The organism is Sorangium sp. So ce693, assembly GCF_051521375.1.
Lineage (GTDB): Bacteria > Myxococcota_A > Polyangia > Polyangiales > Polyangiaceae > Sorangium > Sorangium atrum.
The window spans coordinates 1,188,059-1,204,187 of the sequence record NZ_CP150347.1; the positions used below are offsets into that span (position 1 = coordinate 1,188,059).

General features: G+C 70.4%; 9 protein-coding genes. 5 read left to right on the top strand and 4 right to left on the bottom strand.

The genetic code is table 11. The features are described from left to right. Nucleotides 1-8: 8 nt before the first annotated feature. Together WMF14_RS04510 and WMF14_RS04515 are read right to left on the bottom strand one after the other, a co-directional pair. Nucleotides 9-2,348: a TonB-dependent receptor gene (locus WMF14_RS04510; RefSeq protein ID WP_437798962.1), complete on the bottom strand. Its 2,340-nt coding sequence runs from the start codon at nt 2,346-2,348 to the stop codon at nt 9-11. A 390-nt stretch (nt 2,349-2,738) separates the two neighbouring features. Continuing rightward, nucleotides 2,739-4,973, bottom strand: a complete 2,235-nt coding sequence (locus WMF14_RS04515) for a hypothetical protein (RefSeq protein WP_437798963.1) — start codon at nt 4,971-4,973, stop codon at nt 2,739-2,741. A 111-nt stretch (nt 4,974-5,084) separates the two neighbouring features. On the opposite strand from WMF14_RS04515, the gene trmB reads away from it, so the two are divergent. The 3 genes from trmB (at nt 5,085) to WMF14_RS04530 (ending at nt 9,318) form a co-directional block, all read left to right on the top strand. Further along, a complete protein-coding gene (gene trmB / locus WMF14_RS04520; RefSeq protein ID WP_437798964.1) occupies nt 5,085-5,765 on the top strand; it encodes a tRNA (guanine(46)-N(7))-methyltransferase TrmB in 681 nt (226 codons plus the stop codon). A 662-nt stretch (nt 5,766-6,427) separates the two neighbouring features. Next, nucleotides 6,428-7,150, top strand: coding sequence for an MXAN_6577-like cysteine-rich protein (locus WMF14_RS04525; protein ID WP_437798966.1), 723 nt, complete (start codon nt 6,428-6,430; stop codon nt 7,148-7,150). A gap of 566 nt (nt 7,151-7,716) precedes the next feature. Next, nucleotides 7,717-9,318, top strand: a complete 1,602-nt coding sequence (locus WMF14_RS04530; protein WP_437798967.1) for a GMC oxidoreductase — start codon at nt 7,717-7,719, stop codon at nt 9,316-9,318. An 18-nt stretch (nt 9,319-9,336) separates the two neighbouring features. Here the strand turns inward: WMF14_RS04530 and WMF14_RS04535 are convergent, their stop codons facing one another. Further along, the gene (locus WMF14_RS04535; RefSeq protein ID WP_437798968.1) at nt 9,337-10,809 is read right to left on the bottom strand and encodes a DUF1552 domain-containing protein; all 1,473 of its coding nucleotides are present in this window, start codon (nt 10,807-10,809) and stop codon (nt 9,337-9,339) included. 4 nt (nt 10,810-10,813) lie between these two features. After that, nucleotides 10,814-12,538 carry a DUF1592 domain-containing protein gene (locus WMF14_RS04540; RefSeq protein WP_437798970.1) on the bottom strand — a complete coding sequence of 575 codons (1,725 nt, stop codon included), beginning with the start codon at nt 12,536-12,538 and terminating at the stop codon, nt 10,814-10,816. Between the two features lie 481 nt (nt 12,539-13,019). On the opposite strand from WMF14_RS04540, the gene WMF14_RS04545 reads away from it, so the two are divergent. Continuing rightward, nucleotides 13,020-14,540, top strand: a complete 1,521-nt coding sequence (locus tag WMF14_RS04545) for a right-handed parallel beta-helix repeat-containing protein (RefSeq protein ID WP_272097901.1) — start codon at nt 13,020-13,022, stop codon at nt 14,538-14,540. A gap of 158 nt (nt 14,541-14,698) precedes the next feature. Continuing rightward, nucleotides 14,699-16,123: a multicopper oxidase family protein gene (locus WMF14_RS04550; RefSeq protein ID WP_437798971.1), complete on the top strand. Its 1,425-nt coding sequence runs from the start codon at nt 14,699-14,701 to the stop codon at nt 16,121-16,123. Nucleotides 16,124-16,129 lie beyond the last annotated feature (6 nt).

Here is a 16,129-nt window from a genome sequence, read left to right on the forward strand (position 1 = left end):
CGGCGGCATCAGTAAGACGCCTCGACCGAGGCGCCCACGTAGGGGCGACCGGTGGTGATGATCAGCCGGTGCGAGGCGTAGGACGGCGGAGGGACCTTGTTGAACGTGAGGTTCTTGCCGAACACGGAGACCCAGACGCGATCGATCGGCGAGAAAGACACAGAGGCGTCGAGGTTGAACGCCGGGCGCGCCGTCAGCCGATCTCTGGGCGGCAGCTCGTCCGTGTCGTGGGCGGGCGCGTCCCTGGAGCCGTGGCTGTTCATGCCAGTCCGGAAGGTCGCGGCGAGCCCGGCGGTGAACCGGCTGGCGCTGTAGCTCAGGTGGCCTTTGACGAGGTGGATGGGGTAGTTGGCCCAGGTCTCGCCGTCCCAGTTGGTCAGGATGTTGAGGTCGCTCTCGGCGCCGAACGGCTTCGACACGCTGTACCAGAGGTCCCCCGCGAACCCGCCGCCGAGGTCGCCGATCGCGCCGATCTCGCCGCCGAGGGCGTCGACGTCCGCGGCGCTGTTCGAGAAGCTGCCCCACCAGCCGCCCGCGGACGGGTGCCTGGGGTTGTGGGCCACGTGCTCCTCGAAGTCCTCGGGCCGCACCTGATCCCACGACACCCAGCCAAGGGTATTCCTGTAGCGCTCATAGAAGACCGCGACGTCGAGGGCGAGGCGCTCGTCGAGCAGGCCCACGACATAGTCGAGCTCCACGAGGTGGGACGACTCCGGAACGAGCGAGGGCAGCGGCGCGATGGGCTCGTCCTCGAAGGCAGCGTTGAATTGCTCGAGCCAGTTGAAGTATGCGGCATCCGGGAAGCGGAAGCCCTTCTGGTAGGACAGCTTGACGTTCTGCGTGTCGCTGATGGCGTAGGCGGCCGCGACGCGGTAGGAGGGGCTGTTCACCGGCTCGGGCTCGCGCGAGAGGCCCCCGCGGAGGTTCAGCTCTCCAAACTCGGTGTGATCGAAGCGCAGGCCCGCGGAGACGGTGAGATCGTGGAAGGTGGCCGTGCTCTCGCCGAAGGCGGCGAGCTCGGTCCACGAGAAGCTCTCCGGGGACTCGAAGGCGGTCCCGTAGAGCCGTCCCCAGCGGGATCTCTGGCCGCTGAAGCGCTTGTGGCTCGCCGACGCGCCGATGGCGATCTGGCTGTTCGGCAGCGCCGTCGTCTTGTAGACCGCCTTGATGTCCCGGTGCTCCTCGCCGAGGCCCCCGACCGGCAGGAGCCCTCCGCCCGGGACCGGATTGGACGCCTTCGCCATCTCGTCTGCGACCCAGTCGGCCGGGACGAGGGCCGTCTCGAAGGCCGAGAAGGTCGGGACCAGCTCGATCTTGTGCTGCTCGGACAGGTGGACGTGGATCTCCGGCGTGACGGCGAACGTCCTCTGCCGCACATGGCCGGTGTTGCTGTCGGACCACTGGCCCGCGAGCTGCTCGCGGGTCATGGCCCTGTTCGGGGCGTTGCCCATCATCGACGTCTGCGCGTAGTCGAGCCGCAGATCGACGCTGACGGGGCTGCGCTCGGAGCCGTAGCGGAGGCGGCCGAAGCCCTTGTAGCTCGGCTCGCCGAGGGCGTCGACGCGCGTGTGGTGCAGGAAGGGAGACGTCGTGACGCCGGCGTAGCCCTTGCCATACAGCTCCGCCGTGTTTGGCCGGGGCGCCTGGGGCAGCTCTCCTTCGTTGTCGGCGTGGCCGAAGTAGAGGAAGAGATCGGCGTTGTGCTTCTCGCTGAGCAGGCCGCCGTAGCTGGCCTCCAGGGTGCGCGTGTCGCCGGAGGCATACGACGCCTTGCCCCAGAGCCCGGGGCGGGTGATCCCCGTCGGCCTGAGGACGTTGACGAAGCCGCTGATCGCGCCGGAGCCGTGGACGATGGCGCCGGGGCCGAGGATCACCTCGACCCGCTCGATGTCTCCGGTGAGGGGCACGGCCAGCGTGCTCCCGATGGCGCCGAAATGGGCGCGCATGTTCGTGTTCACGCCGTCGACCATGACGAGCGTCTTGGCGTTGTTGTCGATGAGCACGCCGCGCACGCCGATGAGGCGCGAGGTGCGCTCGTGCTCGCCGATCAGGACGCCGGGCTGGTGGGCTTGCAAGAGGTCGTCGAGGGAGCGCACGGCATAGAGCTTCAGCGTGCGCGCATCGTAGAGTCTCGCCTGACCGGTCGACGTCTTGCTCTCGGTCTCGAAGAAGCCAGTCGACGAGACCTTCACGTTGAGCAGCTCCTCGAGATCGAGCGAGAGGAACTGCCCCTGACCGCCGTCATCGCCGCTCGCCAGCGCCTCGCTCCCCGGGCTCTGCGCCCAGGCGGAGCCCGCCGCCCCGAGAGGGCACAGCAGCGAGCAGAGGAGCAAAGCCGACTTGCGCATGGATTTCCCCACGTTCGAGCGCCGGGCAGGGCGCACACGATCGGGGCGAGCCGACGTGCCGATGGCCCGAGGTCCTGGAGCCCGCCAGGATCGCCGGCCATGGCTGTGCGCGACGGCGCCGGCGTGCGCGCGCTGCCCGGTCTCCCCCCACGAATCTGCGACGGAACTGTTCGCTGACTTGCTGTATTGCGCGAACATCCCGATATTACACGAATGCCCGGATGCGTCAATGGCTGTCCTGAACGCTCGACGTGGAGGGCCGCGAGCCCGCCGGCGTGCTCTCCAGAGCGCATCTTGGGAGCGGGCGTTGCTCCAGGGCGCGACTCGATGGGAGGTCGATGTGAGAAGGTGTGGTGTTTCCTCGGGGGCTGGCCGCGTGGGTGGCTGGCGTCAGCGCCCGGCGATCCAGTAATGGAAGGCGTGGAATCCTGCGCCGCGGCGCAGGGTGATCGCGATCGGGGTCGGCGTCGAGAGGCGCGCGGCGGGGAGGGACAGCGCCCGCTCCACCCACGGTCCACGCGGCACGTCGACGGTGCCGATCTCCTCGCCCGCCACGGAGACGGCGAGCTCGGCGCCTTCGTCCGAGGCCACCCGGAGCACGAGGCGCGCCTCGGCGGGGGGCGCCGCGAGGCGGGCAACGAAGCGGTCGGCTGTCCGGTGCTGCCGGCCGCCGTCCGCGAGCTCCGGGCGCGTGGGGTCGAGCTCCCCCGGCGCGCTGCTCTCGGGCGCGGCGAGCGCGATCGCCATGTTGCGCTGGTCCGCGAGCGGATCGAGCGCGTAGGCGTGCGCCGCCTCGGACTCGAGGTCCGAGACGTCGAGCTCGTCGAGGATCCGCTCGCCGGGCACGGACCTCACCGGCAGCGCCCCTGAGCCGAGGAGGTCCCAGCGCGCCTCGTAGGCGACCATCGTGGTGCCGCCGAGGATGGCCTGATCCTCGACGGTGGCGTCGACAAGCTCGCGGCCCAGCACCGGCGCGCACGCCATCCAGTGCGGGTAGACGATGAAGTGGGTCGGCCGGCGCTCGGCGGGCAGCTTCTCGTAGTGCTCGAACCTGGAGCCGGCGCCGGCCACCCAGTAGCGCGCCTCGCCCTCGGTCGTCAGGCCCACGACGTCGAAGGTCCTGCGGCCGCTGAAGTAGGCGAGCGCGCCCGTGTCGTTGACGCCGATCCTGGCGTCCTCCGGCAGGTGCTTCGCGGCCCAGCGGCCGAGCCAGACCTGCTGCCGATCGATGGCGCGGGCGGAGTTGGCGAGGTCGCCGATGGCCCAGGGCAGCCGCGCGGCCAGGGCGCCGGCGAACGCGCCGGCGAGGAGGGGCGTCACATAGTGGAGCGAGGGCCGGAGCCGCTGGGCGGCGTCGCCGAGCTCGCGCGTGAGGCAGGCGGCCATGACGATCCACGCCGGCGCGAAGGGCCAGACGTACCGCACGCGGTTCCAGAGGAAGCTGAGGTACGTGCAGGGCAGCAGCGCCCCGAGCGCGAGGGCGCCCACGATCGCGGCGTGCGCGGGGCGGCCCCTCCGGTGCGCTGCCACGGCGAGCGCGACGGCGCCGAGGGCGATGACGGCGGCGGAGCCCTCGGGGAGGAAGACGGCCGTCCACTGGCCGCCGTCGATCACGTCGGTCACGAGCAGCCGGACGTTGTCGAGGAGCGCGGCCCTGAGCGTCGGCCCGTCGTAGTTGGGGTTGCCGATCAGCCACTTGACCGAGGTCGTCGAGGAGGTCGGGTGGCCCGCGAGCAGCAGGTTCAAGGCCGGGACGACGAGCGGACCGAGGAGCGGCGCGAGGGCGAGCAGGCGTCCGGCGGAGCGCGCGGAGTGCCAGAGAGCGCCGCCGCGGGAGGGCGACGGAGCGGGGAGAGGCGGCGCCGGGAGCGGTGCTGGAGGCGCGGAGCGTGACGCCGAGAAGGCGAGCGCGACCGCGGCGAGCAGGGAGGCGAGGGCGCCCTCCGGGCGAAGCAGGGGCGCGATGAAGCCGCAGAGCGCGAGGGAGCGGGCGATCGAGGCGGTGGGCGGCTGCGCGGGCGCGCTGGGCGGCTGCGCGGGCGCGCTGGCCGGCTGCGCGGGGGCGGCGCCGCCCGTGGCGGGATCCGGCGGAGCTGGCTCGCAGAGCGCCGCCGCCAGGCGCGCGGTGCGGGTGAGGATCCAGGCGAAGGCGACCGTCTCCATCCCGCTCCAGGCGAACCACGCGAACGCGGCGAACCCGGCGCACATCGCGCCCGCGCCGGCGGCGGCCGCGGGGCCGGCGAGGGGGCGCGCGAGGCGCGCGGTCTCGACGGCGAGCGCGGCGTGGAACACGAGCCCGAGCGCCCAGACCGCATAGACGAGCGAGAGATCGCGCAGGCCGAGCGCGTGGAAGGGGGCGAGCAGCACGGGCCAGAGCAGGCTCGTGGCGCCGCTCGAGTAGCCGTCGCCCGCCACGAAGCTGAAGAAGCCGCCCTCGGCGAGCCGCCGGGCGTATTGCATGTGGATGAACGCGTCGTCGAGCGGCAGGGCCGGGCCCCCGGCCTGCGCAAGGATCGCCCTGACGCAGAGCGCGCCGAGCGTGCCGCTCGCGGCGAGGGCGGGCGCATAGGGGAGGGCGCGCGCGCCGAGGGCGCGCAGCCGGGAGGGGGCCGGAGGAGCCGCCATGGGGCCCGACGCATACCACCGTGCCGCCCGGGGACAGCGATTTCCCGCGCCCGGTGGCCGGCGGATTTCCCGCGCGGGGGCGGCCGGCATTTGGTAGAGCGCCGGGGCTCCATGGTCTTCCAGCCGCGCCCGAACCACCCCTACGCCGACGCGCCTCGCTTCCCTGACGGCGACGACGTCTCCATCGACGCCTTGATCCCGGGCGCCGGCCCCGTCGAGATCGAGATCGGCCCTGGCCGCGGCGGCTTCCTGTTCGAGCGCGCGGCGGCGAGCCCCGAGGCGCGGCTGCTCGGGCTGGAGATCCGCCTGAAGTGGGCGGCGATCGTCGACGAGCGCCTGAGGAAAAGCGGCCTCGGCGGACGCGTGCGGGCGCTCAACGCCGACGCGCGCGAGGCGCTCGCGCGGCTCCGGCCGGACGCGTCGATCGCGCGGTTTTTCCTGCACTTCCCGGATCCGTGGTGGAAGAAGCGCCACGCGAAGCGCCTCGTGATGGGCCCGGCGCTGCTCGACAGCCTCGCGCGCTTGCTCGTGGACGGCGGCGAGCTCTTCGTGCAGACCGACGTCGAGGAGCGCGGCGCGCTCTACGCCGAGCAGATCGGCGCGCACCCCGCGTTCGAGCCGGCGGGCGACGCGCCCGGCTCTCCGCACCTCGCCGAGAACCCCTACGGCGCGCGGAGCCCCCGCGAGCACCACGCGATCGCCGACGGGCTGCCGGTGAGCCGGCTGCTCTACCGGAGGCGGCCGCGGGCGGCGGGCGGAGCGCTGCTGGATCCTGGCCGCGACGATGGTTGAGCCCGCTGGGCGCGGTGGATGAGGCGCGCGAGGCGGAAGGCGACAACGCTGCACGTCATGCCCTCGAACATCGAGTGCATCGCGGCCGCCGTCGCGATCCTCGCCCGGACATTCATCATGGCGCGCCTGCGGCGGGGCGATCTGTAGTCGGGTGATCAGAAGCTCCTGCGAAGCGCGCTGAGCTGGCCATTGCCGGTCGCGGCAGGGGGCCGAGGCTGCGCGGCGAGCAGAGCCCATCGTCGCATGTGCGCCGCCGACCCTCGTCGTGGGCCGACACCGCCGTGGTGACGCAACAGTGGGAGTTGCGCGCCTCGTTGTCGAGGACGCGGCCGGTCGGCCGTTATCGAGGCTCAGGTGTGTCCTGCTGAATACGGGCGATCTTTCATGGGGATGCGAGCGGCGAGAGAACGTGTCGTCCTGGGCTCTCCGTGGCTCCCCGAACAGAGGCTGACGCTATCGGGACTCGAGATGAAAGAAAGCTGAGCCGCGCGCGTCGTCTGCAGCGACAGCGGTCCGTGGGAGTCGTCGAAGCTGCCCAGAGCAAGCCTCGATGTTGGCACGACTCCACTTACCTCTTACACCTGGAGGACGGCATGCATCGTGCGCGCGTGAACATGTGGATCTTGGGTTGGCTGGCGGGCGTGGGCGTCTGTTCGGCACCGATGGTCGGATGTAGCAGCAGCGAGAGCACCCAGGAGGAGACGAGCGCCACGTCAGGCTCCACCACCACGAGCACGGCCAGCGCTACCGGCGGGGACGCGGGGAGTGGTGGAGACGTGCAGGGGGGCACGGGCGGGCTCGGGGGCGCCGGAGGGCAAGGCGGGAGCGGTGACGGCGGCGCGGGTGGCACCGGCGGCGCAGGCGGGCTCGGGGGCGCCGGGGGGCAAGGCGGGAGCGGTGACGGCGGCGCAGGTGGCACCGGCGGGGCGGGCGGGCTCGGGGGCGCCGGAGGGCAAGGCGGGAGCGGTGACGGCGGCGCGGGGGGGCAGGGTGGGGCCAGCGAACCTCCGTGTCCCCCGACCCAGACGTTCTGTGATCCCGCGTGCGTCGATACGCAGACGGACAGCATGAACTGTGGGGCTTGCGGCACCACGTGCAAAGCGGGCTCGACCTGCCATGCCGGCGCCTGCACATGCCCGCTGGCGGGGCAGACCTACTGCGATCCGCTCTGCGTCAACACGAAGCTCGATCAGTTCAACTGCGGCGCGTGCGGCAACACATGCGGCGGCGGCTCCTTCTGCACCGCCGGCGAGTGCACGTGCAATGCGGGGCTGGCGTACTGCGGTAGCCGATGCGTGAATCTCAGCAACGATGAGAGAAACTGCGGAGGATGCGGTACGGTCTGCAACGATGGACAGAACTGCATCACGGGTATCTGCCGCTAGGGGAGTGGAGGGCACGGAAGAGGGGGCTGCTCCGGCGCACGCTCACCACTCGGAGGTGTGATGAGCCTCGTACCGTTGGCTGCGCCGTCCGCGACCTCCCCGCGGCCTGGAAGATCGTATAGCCGTTCCAGCTCCGGTCCGGGTCATAGAGGGTGACCCCGGCATAGGCGTTAACCAAGCTTCCCGCCGCGTTCTCCTACATCCGAACGTTTACGTGGTCGTGGTCGTGGTCGTGGTCGTGGTCGTCAACGGTAGGCCGTGAACGACCACGACCACGACCACGTAAACGTTCACGCCGGGCGTCGCCGCGCAACGCTGCTGCGCAGCGAGCAGCCGACCAGCACCGGCGCTGGCCTGGGCGCACCGGGGACGTCGAGAGCGTCCTCCGGCCGCCGAGATCCGTGCGGAGGCGTGCGCCTCTCCAGGAAGGCGCGCGTCGCTCGCGGCGGCGGTGGCGTGGAGCGCGGGCGCTCCGTCCGCGAGGCGCGAGGCGCGAGGCCGAGCCGCGTCCTCCGGTGGGCTCGGGGGACCGACTGGGCCATACTCCTCCTCGAGAAGCAGGCGACATGGATTTCGACGTCGACTTTGCCATCGTGGGTTCCGGCTTCGGCGGCAGCGTCTCCGCGCTGCGCCTCACCGAGAAGGGCTACAGCGTCACCGTGCTCGAGTGCGGCAAGCGCTGGCGCAAGGAGGATTTCCCGAAGACCAACTGGAATGTACGGAAGTTCCTCTGGGCGCCCAGGCTGCTCTGTCACGGCATCCAGCGGCTGACGCTGCTCAGGGACACGCTCATCCTCTCGGGCGCGGGCGTGGGCGGCGGCTCGCTGGTCTACGCCAACACCTTGCTGGTGCCCCCGCCCGAGGCCTTCACCAGCCCCGGCTGGCCGGCCGGCACGAGCTGGCGCGACGAGCTGATGCCCTTCTACGAGCTCGCGAAGCGCATGCTCGGCGTGACAGCGAACCCGAAGCTGTGGCCGGCCGACCGGCAGCTCCGGCAGATCGCCGACGAGATGGGCCGGGGGGACACGTTCCACGTCGCCAGCGTGGGCGTCCTCTTCACGAAGGAGGGCGAGCAGGAAGGGCAGCGCGTGCCGGACCCGTTCTTCGGCGGCGAGGGCCCCGACCGCGCCACGTGCGTCCACTGCGGCGGCTGCATGGTGGGCTGCCGCTTCGGCGCCAAGAACACGCTCGACCTCAACTACCTTTATCTGGCCGAGAAGAAGGGCTGTACCATCCAGCCCGAGACGATGGTCACCGCCATCGACGCGCTCCCGGGCGGCGGCTACGAGCTCACCCTGGAGCGCTCCACCGCGCTGCTCAGGAAGCGCCGCCGCAGGCTTCGGGCGCGCGCGGTCGTGCTCAGCGCCGGCGTGCTGGGCACGGTGAAGCTCCTGCTGAAGGCGAGGGCCGAGGGCCGGTTACCCCATCTCTCCCCGCAGCTCGGCCATTACGTGCGCACCAACAGCGAGGTCATCCTCGGGGTGACGGCCAGCGACGATCGGATCGACTACTCCCGTGGCATCGCGATCACGAGCGGCATCTACCCCGACGCGCGCACGCACATCGAGCCGGTGCGGTACCCGGCCGGCTCCGACGTGATGGGCGCGCTGGGCACGGTGCTCACCGACGACGCGCCGGGCCTGCCGCGCTGGCTGCGCTGGCTGGGGCGGCGGCTGCTCCACCCCATCGATCTGATCTCCGGGCTCCTGCCGTTCAAATTCGCCAAACGCTCCACGATCCTCCTCGTGATGCAGACGCTGGACAATTACATGCAGCTCGTGTGGAAACGCGGCGGCATGACCACCCGCAGGCCGCCCGACCAGCCGAAGCCGCCGGCGTACATCCCCGTCGCCAACGAGGTCGGCAAGCGGCTCGCCGTGCTGATGGACGGCACCCCGCGCAACGCCATCAACGAAGCGGTGCTCAACGTGCCGACCACGGCGCATCTCCTCGGCGGCTGCGCCATCGCCGAGAGCCCCGAGCGCGGGGTGATCGACCATCGCAACCAGGTGTTCGGCCACGAGGGCCTCTATGTGATCGACGGCTCGATGGTGCCCTCGAATCTGGGCGTGAACCCGTCGCTCACCATCACCGCGATGGCCGAACGGGCGATGAGCAAGCTGCCAGCGAGGCGCGACAACCCCGCCTTCTCCGGGGCCGCGCGCTGAAGGAGCGTCGTACGCCTCTCACGGCAGCTCCGCGAGCGGGCCCTTCCTGTACGCCGTTTCATTTCCGAAGTGCTCGTCTTCGGAGCCGAACGCGCGCAGGATCGATGTGTAGACGTTGTGCATCGAGGCGTCGGTCTCGTACTCGGACTGGGTGGGATCCGCGCTCGCGCGCTTGTTGTAGTTGACGTGGCGGCCGCCCGGCCACCTGCCGCCAGCCTTGCCGGCGAGCAGGACGGGGATATCGCGGGGCGAGTGCCCGCCTCCGCACCCGAACTCGCTCGTGAAGAGCACGACGCTGTTGTCGAGCATCGTGCCGTCGCCCTCGGGGGTGCTCTTCAGCCCGTCGAGCAGGCGTGCGAAGAGCTCCATACGCCAGTTGCGGTTCGCGAGGATGGTCGCGCGCCAGTCCTCGAGCCTGTCGGGCTCCGCGCCGCTCGGGCCGACGTCGAGGCCGGCGTGGCCGAGGCTGTGGCCGAGGTCGGTGCTGTAGGGCTGGGGCAGCCAGCTGGTCAGGACGTCGGCGATCTGGAAGGTGGCCACGTGCGTGAGACCGCACCGGAACGCATGCAGGAGGACGTCGACCAGCAGGGGAGCGGCCTCCTTGATCCCCCCTCCCGTGTAGGATCCGTATCCCTGGTACACGGGCGCTCCGCCGACGTCCGGCTTCGTGCAGGCCGCCAGGTTGGCGATGCCCTCGAGCTTCTTCTCCAGGCTCCGGATGTGCTCGGCGTGCGCGTCGAGCAGGTGCCTGTCGGCCGCGCTCACGCGCCCCTTCAGGGCCGAGAGGTGCTCGCTCACGCCGTCGAGCACGCTCTTCCGGTGCGCGCGGAGCCGGAGCTGTTCGGGCGTCGGACCCGCCCCGGTCTCCGTGACATCCTGGAAGAGCCGGTCGAAGGCGCTCGTCGGGTCCTTCTCGCTGGACACCTGCTCGCCCGCCGCGTTGTAGAGCGGCTCTCCGTAGTTGTGTCCGTCGACCATGAGATCGATCGACGAGAACGGCGCCGGGCTCTCGCCGGCGAGCCGCTGCGCGATCACCTGATCGATCGATGGGCCGAGCGCCCTGGCGTCGTCGCCTCCCGAGGTCGTATCGGCGCAGGTGAGCACGGTCGCGTTGGAGCAGCCGTGGTGCCCGCCGTAGTCTCCCTGGAGCATCCCGGCGGCGTCGTCGACGCCGCGGAGCAGGGTGAGGTCGCCCTTGTGGGCCTCGAGCGGCGCCATCTCTTCGCCGAGGACCTCGAGCGCCGACCCCTCGCCGCCGGGCGCCCATAGGTCGAGCATGCTCCAGGCGCCCGGCTTCCAGGGATCCCCCTTCTCCCCGGAGGCGTGGCGAGACGTGATCGTGCCGCCGTGGCTGAAGAACACGATGAACCGCCTGGCCCTGCCGTTCGCGGCCCAGACGTCCCCATGGGTCGCCTCGAGGAACGGCAGGGCGACGCACAGACCGGTCGCGGTGCGGAGGAAATTCCTTCGGCTGAAAGCGGCGCGGCGCATGGGTTCACTCCTCCTTCTGGCGCAGGTGCAAGAAGGCATTGCTGGTCGTGAGGGAGAGGATGAGATCACGCATGCTGCCGCCGCTCTCGGGCGTCGGCGTGGCCGCCTCGATCGACGCGAGATCCTGGTCGATCGGGACGCGCCGGAGCGCCGTCTGGAAGAAGCGCTTCGTGAGGCAAGCGCGCGCCGCGGGGCTCGCCGCTAGGGCCGCCGACATCCCGACGCCGCCGTCGACCTCCACGCCATCTTCGTCCGGAGCGAGCGCAGGGAGGCTGCCGCGTGCGTCGATGTCGAGCTTGTAGGGTGCCTGCGCGTCTCCGCCCGCCTCCTGCGACTGCCATCGTCCGAGCGCGTCGTAATGCTCGAACGCGAAGCCGATCGGGTTGATGATCCTGTGGCAGCTCGCGCAGGTGCCGCTCGACGTCTTGGCCTCGACGTCCTGGCGGATCGTCCTGTGCACCACCTCGCCGTTCTCCTCGACGGCTCCGCCCTTGACCGGCACGTCGCTCGCGTTGGGGGGCGGCGGGCCGAGGGGGTGGCAGAGCACCTGCTCCAGGATGTACGCGCCGCGGCGGATCGGCGATTTGACCTCGATGCTGCCGAACACGCTCAGGAAGCCCGCCCGCGTGAAGATCCCCGCGCGCTGATCGCGGGGGAGGGAGACCCACGAGAACGTGCGCTCGTCGGCGGGGCCCTCCACCCCGTAGAGCGCGGCGAGGGGCCCGTTCACATAGGCGTCCGTCGTCGTGAGCAACGACTCGAACCTGCCGTCCCCCTCGAAGAGCGCGCGCTCCGCGAGGGCCTCGAGCTCGGTGCGCATGGCAGCGCGCAGCCCGGGTGAATCCTCGGGATAGATCTCGGGGCTCTTCGGCGCGCTCTCGAGCGAGGCGTGCTTGTTCGTGCCGTCGAGCTCCAGCCAATCCGCGAAGAAGCGCCTCGCCGTGGCGCGGGCGCGGTCGTTCGAGAGGAGCCGCTCCGCCTGGGCGCGCACGCCCTCCGCCGTGTCGAGCGCGCCCGACTCCGCGGCGTCGAGCAGCGCGTCGTCCGGCGTCGTGTTCCAGAGGAAATACGACAGGCGCGACGCCCGCTCCCAGCCCGTGAGCGTACGGACGCCGGAGGCGAGCGGCTCACTCCCGCCGCCGTCGCGGCCGAGCTCGACGAAGTAATAGACGTCGGGCGACTGGATCATGGTCTCGAGCACGACGAGGAGGGCGTCCTCGAACGACTGCTCTTTCCGCGCCCGGGCGTACTGGCCCTTGAGCATCGCGACCTCGGCCTCGTCGAGCGTGCGCCGGAAGGCGCGGCGCCCGAACGTCCGCACGAAGCTGTCCACACACGCCTCGTCGTCCGGGCCGCTCGTGTCGCACGGGAACACCCGTGTCCCCCACGACGCGCGCCGCGCGACGATCGCCTCCGCCGCGGCGTTGAGCTTGTCGACGGCGAGCAGCGAGGCGACCTCTCCCGCGTCCGGGTCGAGGTCGAGCTCGAGCCCCGGATCGCCGAACAGGTCGCGCATCGAGCTCGTGAACTGCTCCGGTGTCATCCGGCGCATCCCCGCTGGAGCGACGTCGACCAGCCCGCTCGCGCTCGGCGACCCGCCGCGGTCGCCTCCGAGGTCGCCGACGCAGCCCGAGAGCAGGTGGGACGCCGCGAGGACAACCGCGCCGGCGGCAGCCGTCGCGCGCCGCCCTGGCGCGGTGACTCTATCGAGGACGTCAAGGGGTCTCACGCGGCTGGGCTTCGTTCGCTTCATGGCTTCAGTCCTCGCGCTGTCGCTGAACACAGCGGGCTGGATCGCAGGGGCGTCAACTCGATTCTCCTGGGAATTATCGAGCCGCGCTGTGCTGCGTGTTCGCCGCCCGCCGGGGATCGGCATCGAGCGATCGCCGAACCGGGGCTTCTATCCATCGTGGATAATCAACCAGCTCATCGGCGGGAGCCAGCTCATAGGCCGCATGGAGCTCATGCACCCATTGCATATCCTACGTCATCGTCTCGAATGACGCGAAAGCGACATCGGGCGCGAGCCTGGATTACATCCTGCTACCTCAGGGGCGGAAGATGCGACAACAGCAATGTCCGGTCGCATGACAAAGTGCATCGGCGTGTCATCTTGCCTCACCGAGCCGAGAAGGGTTCGGAATGTGTAAAATTACAATGGAGCTTCTATGGCCCATATCGTGGAGAATTCTGTGAAGGTTCGAGCTTGCGTGACCGGATTGCTCCTCGCCGCCGGTTGCACCGGCGAGCTTGGCGGAACGACGTATGCCGACGGCGGTCCGGCGCCGCTCCCTCCGCCCGTCGTGAACATTCCGCCGATTCACGTCGATTGCAGCCACGTCGGAAGCGGCAAGGATTACCAGGTCGGCCCTGGCAAGGCGTTCGAGGCGATCGGCGACGTCCCGCTCGAATCGCTCGTCGCCGGCGACACGGTGCGCATCTTCTGGCGTGCCGAGGGGTACCACGAGAAGATCATGCTCGGGGGCCAGGGGACGGCCGAGCAGCCGATCCGGCTCTGTGGCGTTCCGGGGCCGAACGGCGAGCTGCCGGTGATCGACGGTGAGGACGCGACCACCCGGCCCGAGCTCGATTTCCCCTTCGACGGCCACCAGGTGCGGGGGGTCGTGATCGTGGGTCACAAACACGACGACGCGTACGAGCTCGAGCCCACCCACATCACGATCGAGGGGCTCGAGATCAAGAACGCAGCGCCCCCCCACGGGTTCACCGACAAGTCGGGGTCTCGGGCGACCTACGCGGACTTCGCGGCCGGCGTCTTCGTGGAGCGCGGCGATCACGTGACCATCCGCGCCTGCGAGGTGCACGACAACGCCAATGGCCTCTTCGTCGGCACGGCCGGCGGGGATATCCTGACAACGAACGTGCTCATCGAGTCGAACTACATCCACGACAACGGCCTCGATGATTACAACGAGCACAACGTCTACAACGAGGCCTCGAACGTCATCTACCAGTTCAACCGCTTCGGCCCCACGCGCGGCGGCCACGGCAACAACATCAAGGAGCGCTCGGCCGGCGTGGTGATCCGGTACAACTGGATCGAGGACGGTGCCCACCTGATCGATCTCGTGGACGCGCAGGAGGCGACGGACTCGGTCGCGTTGCCGTCGTTCCACGAGACGTTCATTTACGGCAACGTGCTCCTGCGCAACGGCTACGGCCCGTCCATGATCCACTATGGCGGGGACAGCGGGGAGACCGAGTACTACAGGAAGGGCACGCTCCACTTCTTCGCCAACACCGTCTTCGTCAACAACGACGACTACGAGGACTACGATCGCTCTTCGATGTTCGAGGCCTCGACCAACGACGAGCGGATCGACGCCCGCAACAACGTGTTCGCCAGCAGCCTGGAGCCGACCGAGCTCCGCGCGGTGACCTTCCTCGGGGACCGCGACGGTGTGGCCGCCGGGGCACTCACCCTGTCCGGGAACTGGGTGACGAACGGATGGCTGCCGTTCGATCCGGTCCGGGAGGTGGTGAAGGTGGTCGGGCGGGTGGACGGCCTGGACGCCTCGATCTTCGGCGTCGATCCGGCGTTCGCGTCGGAGGCAGACCACGACTTCATGCCGGCCGCGAGCGCGCCGCTCATCGGCGCTGGCGCCTCGCTCGACGGCCTCCCGCCGGTGGAGCACCAGTACACGCCGCACCAGCAGGCCAGGGCGCGCAACGACGGCGCGAGCTTCACGATCGGCGCGTTCGGGCGGTAGCCCTCGCCGCGCAGTCCTGCGCGGCGAGGCTCACCCCGCAGCCCGCGGGGTCGACTCCCACAACCAGGTCGGCTCGCCCGTAAGGGCTCACGCCTTGCAGAGGGCGGCGCATGCGCTGGATCGGATGCGCCTTGCCCCGCGCGAGGCGCAAAGGATGCGTGTCCTCGGCACGCTTTGCCGGAGAGATTGCGGTCACCCTGTCGCTCGTGGGCCTGCTCGCGGGGTGCGGCGCGGAAGAGCCGCCGCCGGACCTCCGGCAGCCGGCGGGCTGGGACGACGCGCTGCGGCTGGCGGATGCCGAGGATCACGACCCCGCGCCCGACGTCGTCGAGGTGCATCTCGAGGCCAAGGTGGCCGAGATCGAGGTGGTCCCAGGGCTCATGACCGAGGTCTGGACCTACAACGGGATGCTCCCCGGTCCGACGATCCGCGCGAAGAAGGGCGATCGCGTGGTGGTGAAGTTCGAGAACCACCTGCCCGAGGCGACGACGGTCCACTGGCATGGTCTGCGCGTGCCGGCGGCCATGGATGGGACGCAGCACGTGCAGAAACCTATCGAGCCGGGCGAGGGCTTCGAGTACTCCTTCACCGTGCCGGACGCGGGCACCTTCTGGTACCACCCGCACCTTCGCTCGAGCGCCCAGGTCGGCGCGGGCCTCTACGGCGCGTTCGTGGTCGAGGAGGCCGCGGAGGAGGCGCCGCTCGGCGACGAGCTGCTGCTCGTGATGAGCGACATCGGCATCGAGGAAGACGGCTCGCTCACCGCCGCCGACGAGAGCGGATGGTTCGGCGATTACTTCGGGCGCGAGGGATCGAGGGTCCTGGTCAACGGCAAGATCGTGCCGACGGTCGCGGCGCGGGAGGGCGTTCCGCAGCGCTGGCGGGTGGTCAACGCCGCGCGCAGCCGGTACTTCCGCTTCGCCGTGCCGGGCCAGCCGCTCGTGAGCATCGGTGGAGATGGGGGCCTCTCGGAGAGCCCGCTACCGGTGGACGAGGTGACGCTCGCCCCGGGGGAGCGCGCTGAGCTCTACCTGCTGCCCGTCGAGGGCCAGTCGGTGGTGATCCCGCTCCTGGACGCGAATCGATTCCACCTGCCGAGCGAGAACGATCCCAAGGACCTCATGCGCCTCGAGCTGGCCGACGAGCCTCCGGGGCGCGGCGCGCCGGCGCTTCCCGAGCGACTGGCAGAGATCGCCTCGATCGACACCACGGGCGCGCAGCGGCAGGCGGTGGAGTTCATGGAGCAGGGCGACGCCGACGGAGCGGTGCTCGGGATCAACGGCCAGACAGGCGGCTCTCTCATGTTCTCTGCGAAGACGAACACGGTCGAGATCTGGACGCTGACGAACACCACCAACTACGATCACCCGTTCCACCTGCACGGGTTCTTCTTTCAGGTGCTCGACATCGACGGCGCCGGGCCGCCCGTGCGCGCATGGCGCGATACCGTCAGCCTCGTGCCTGGAGAGACCGTGCGGATCGCGATTCCGTTCGACGACCGCGCCGGCATGTGGATGTTCCACTGTCACATCCTCGACCACGCGGATCTGGGGATGATGGCGATGCTCCACCTGATGCCGTGAACCGTC

Bases quoted from the DNA above. Each gene is read 5' to 3' on its own strand.
- WMF14_RS04515 (WP_437798963.1), bottom strand. From the start codon at position 4,973: ATGGCGGCTCCTCCGGCCCCCTCCCGGCTGCGCGCCCTCGGCGCGCGC.
- WMF14_RS04530 (WP_437798967.1), top strand. From the start codon at position 7,717: ATGGATTTCGACGTCGACTTTGCCATCGTGGGTTCCGGCTTCGGCGGC.
- WMF14_RS04535 (WP_437798968.1), bottom strand. From the start codon at position 10,809: ATGCGCCGCGCCGCTTTCAGCCGAAGGAATTTCCTCCGCACCGCGACC.
- WMF14_RS04525 (WP_437798966.1), top strand. From the start codon at position 6,428: ATGGTCGGATGTAGCAGCAGCGAGAGCACCCAGGAGGAGACGAGCGCC.
- trmB (WP_437798964.1), top strand. From the start codon at position 5,085: ATGGTCTTCCAGCCGCGCCCGAACCACCCCTACGCCGACGCGCCTCGC.
- WMF14_RS04510 (WP_437798962.1), bottom strand. From the start codon at position 2,348: ATGCGCAAGTCGGCTTTGCTCCTCTGCTCGCTGCTGTGCCCTCTCGGG.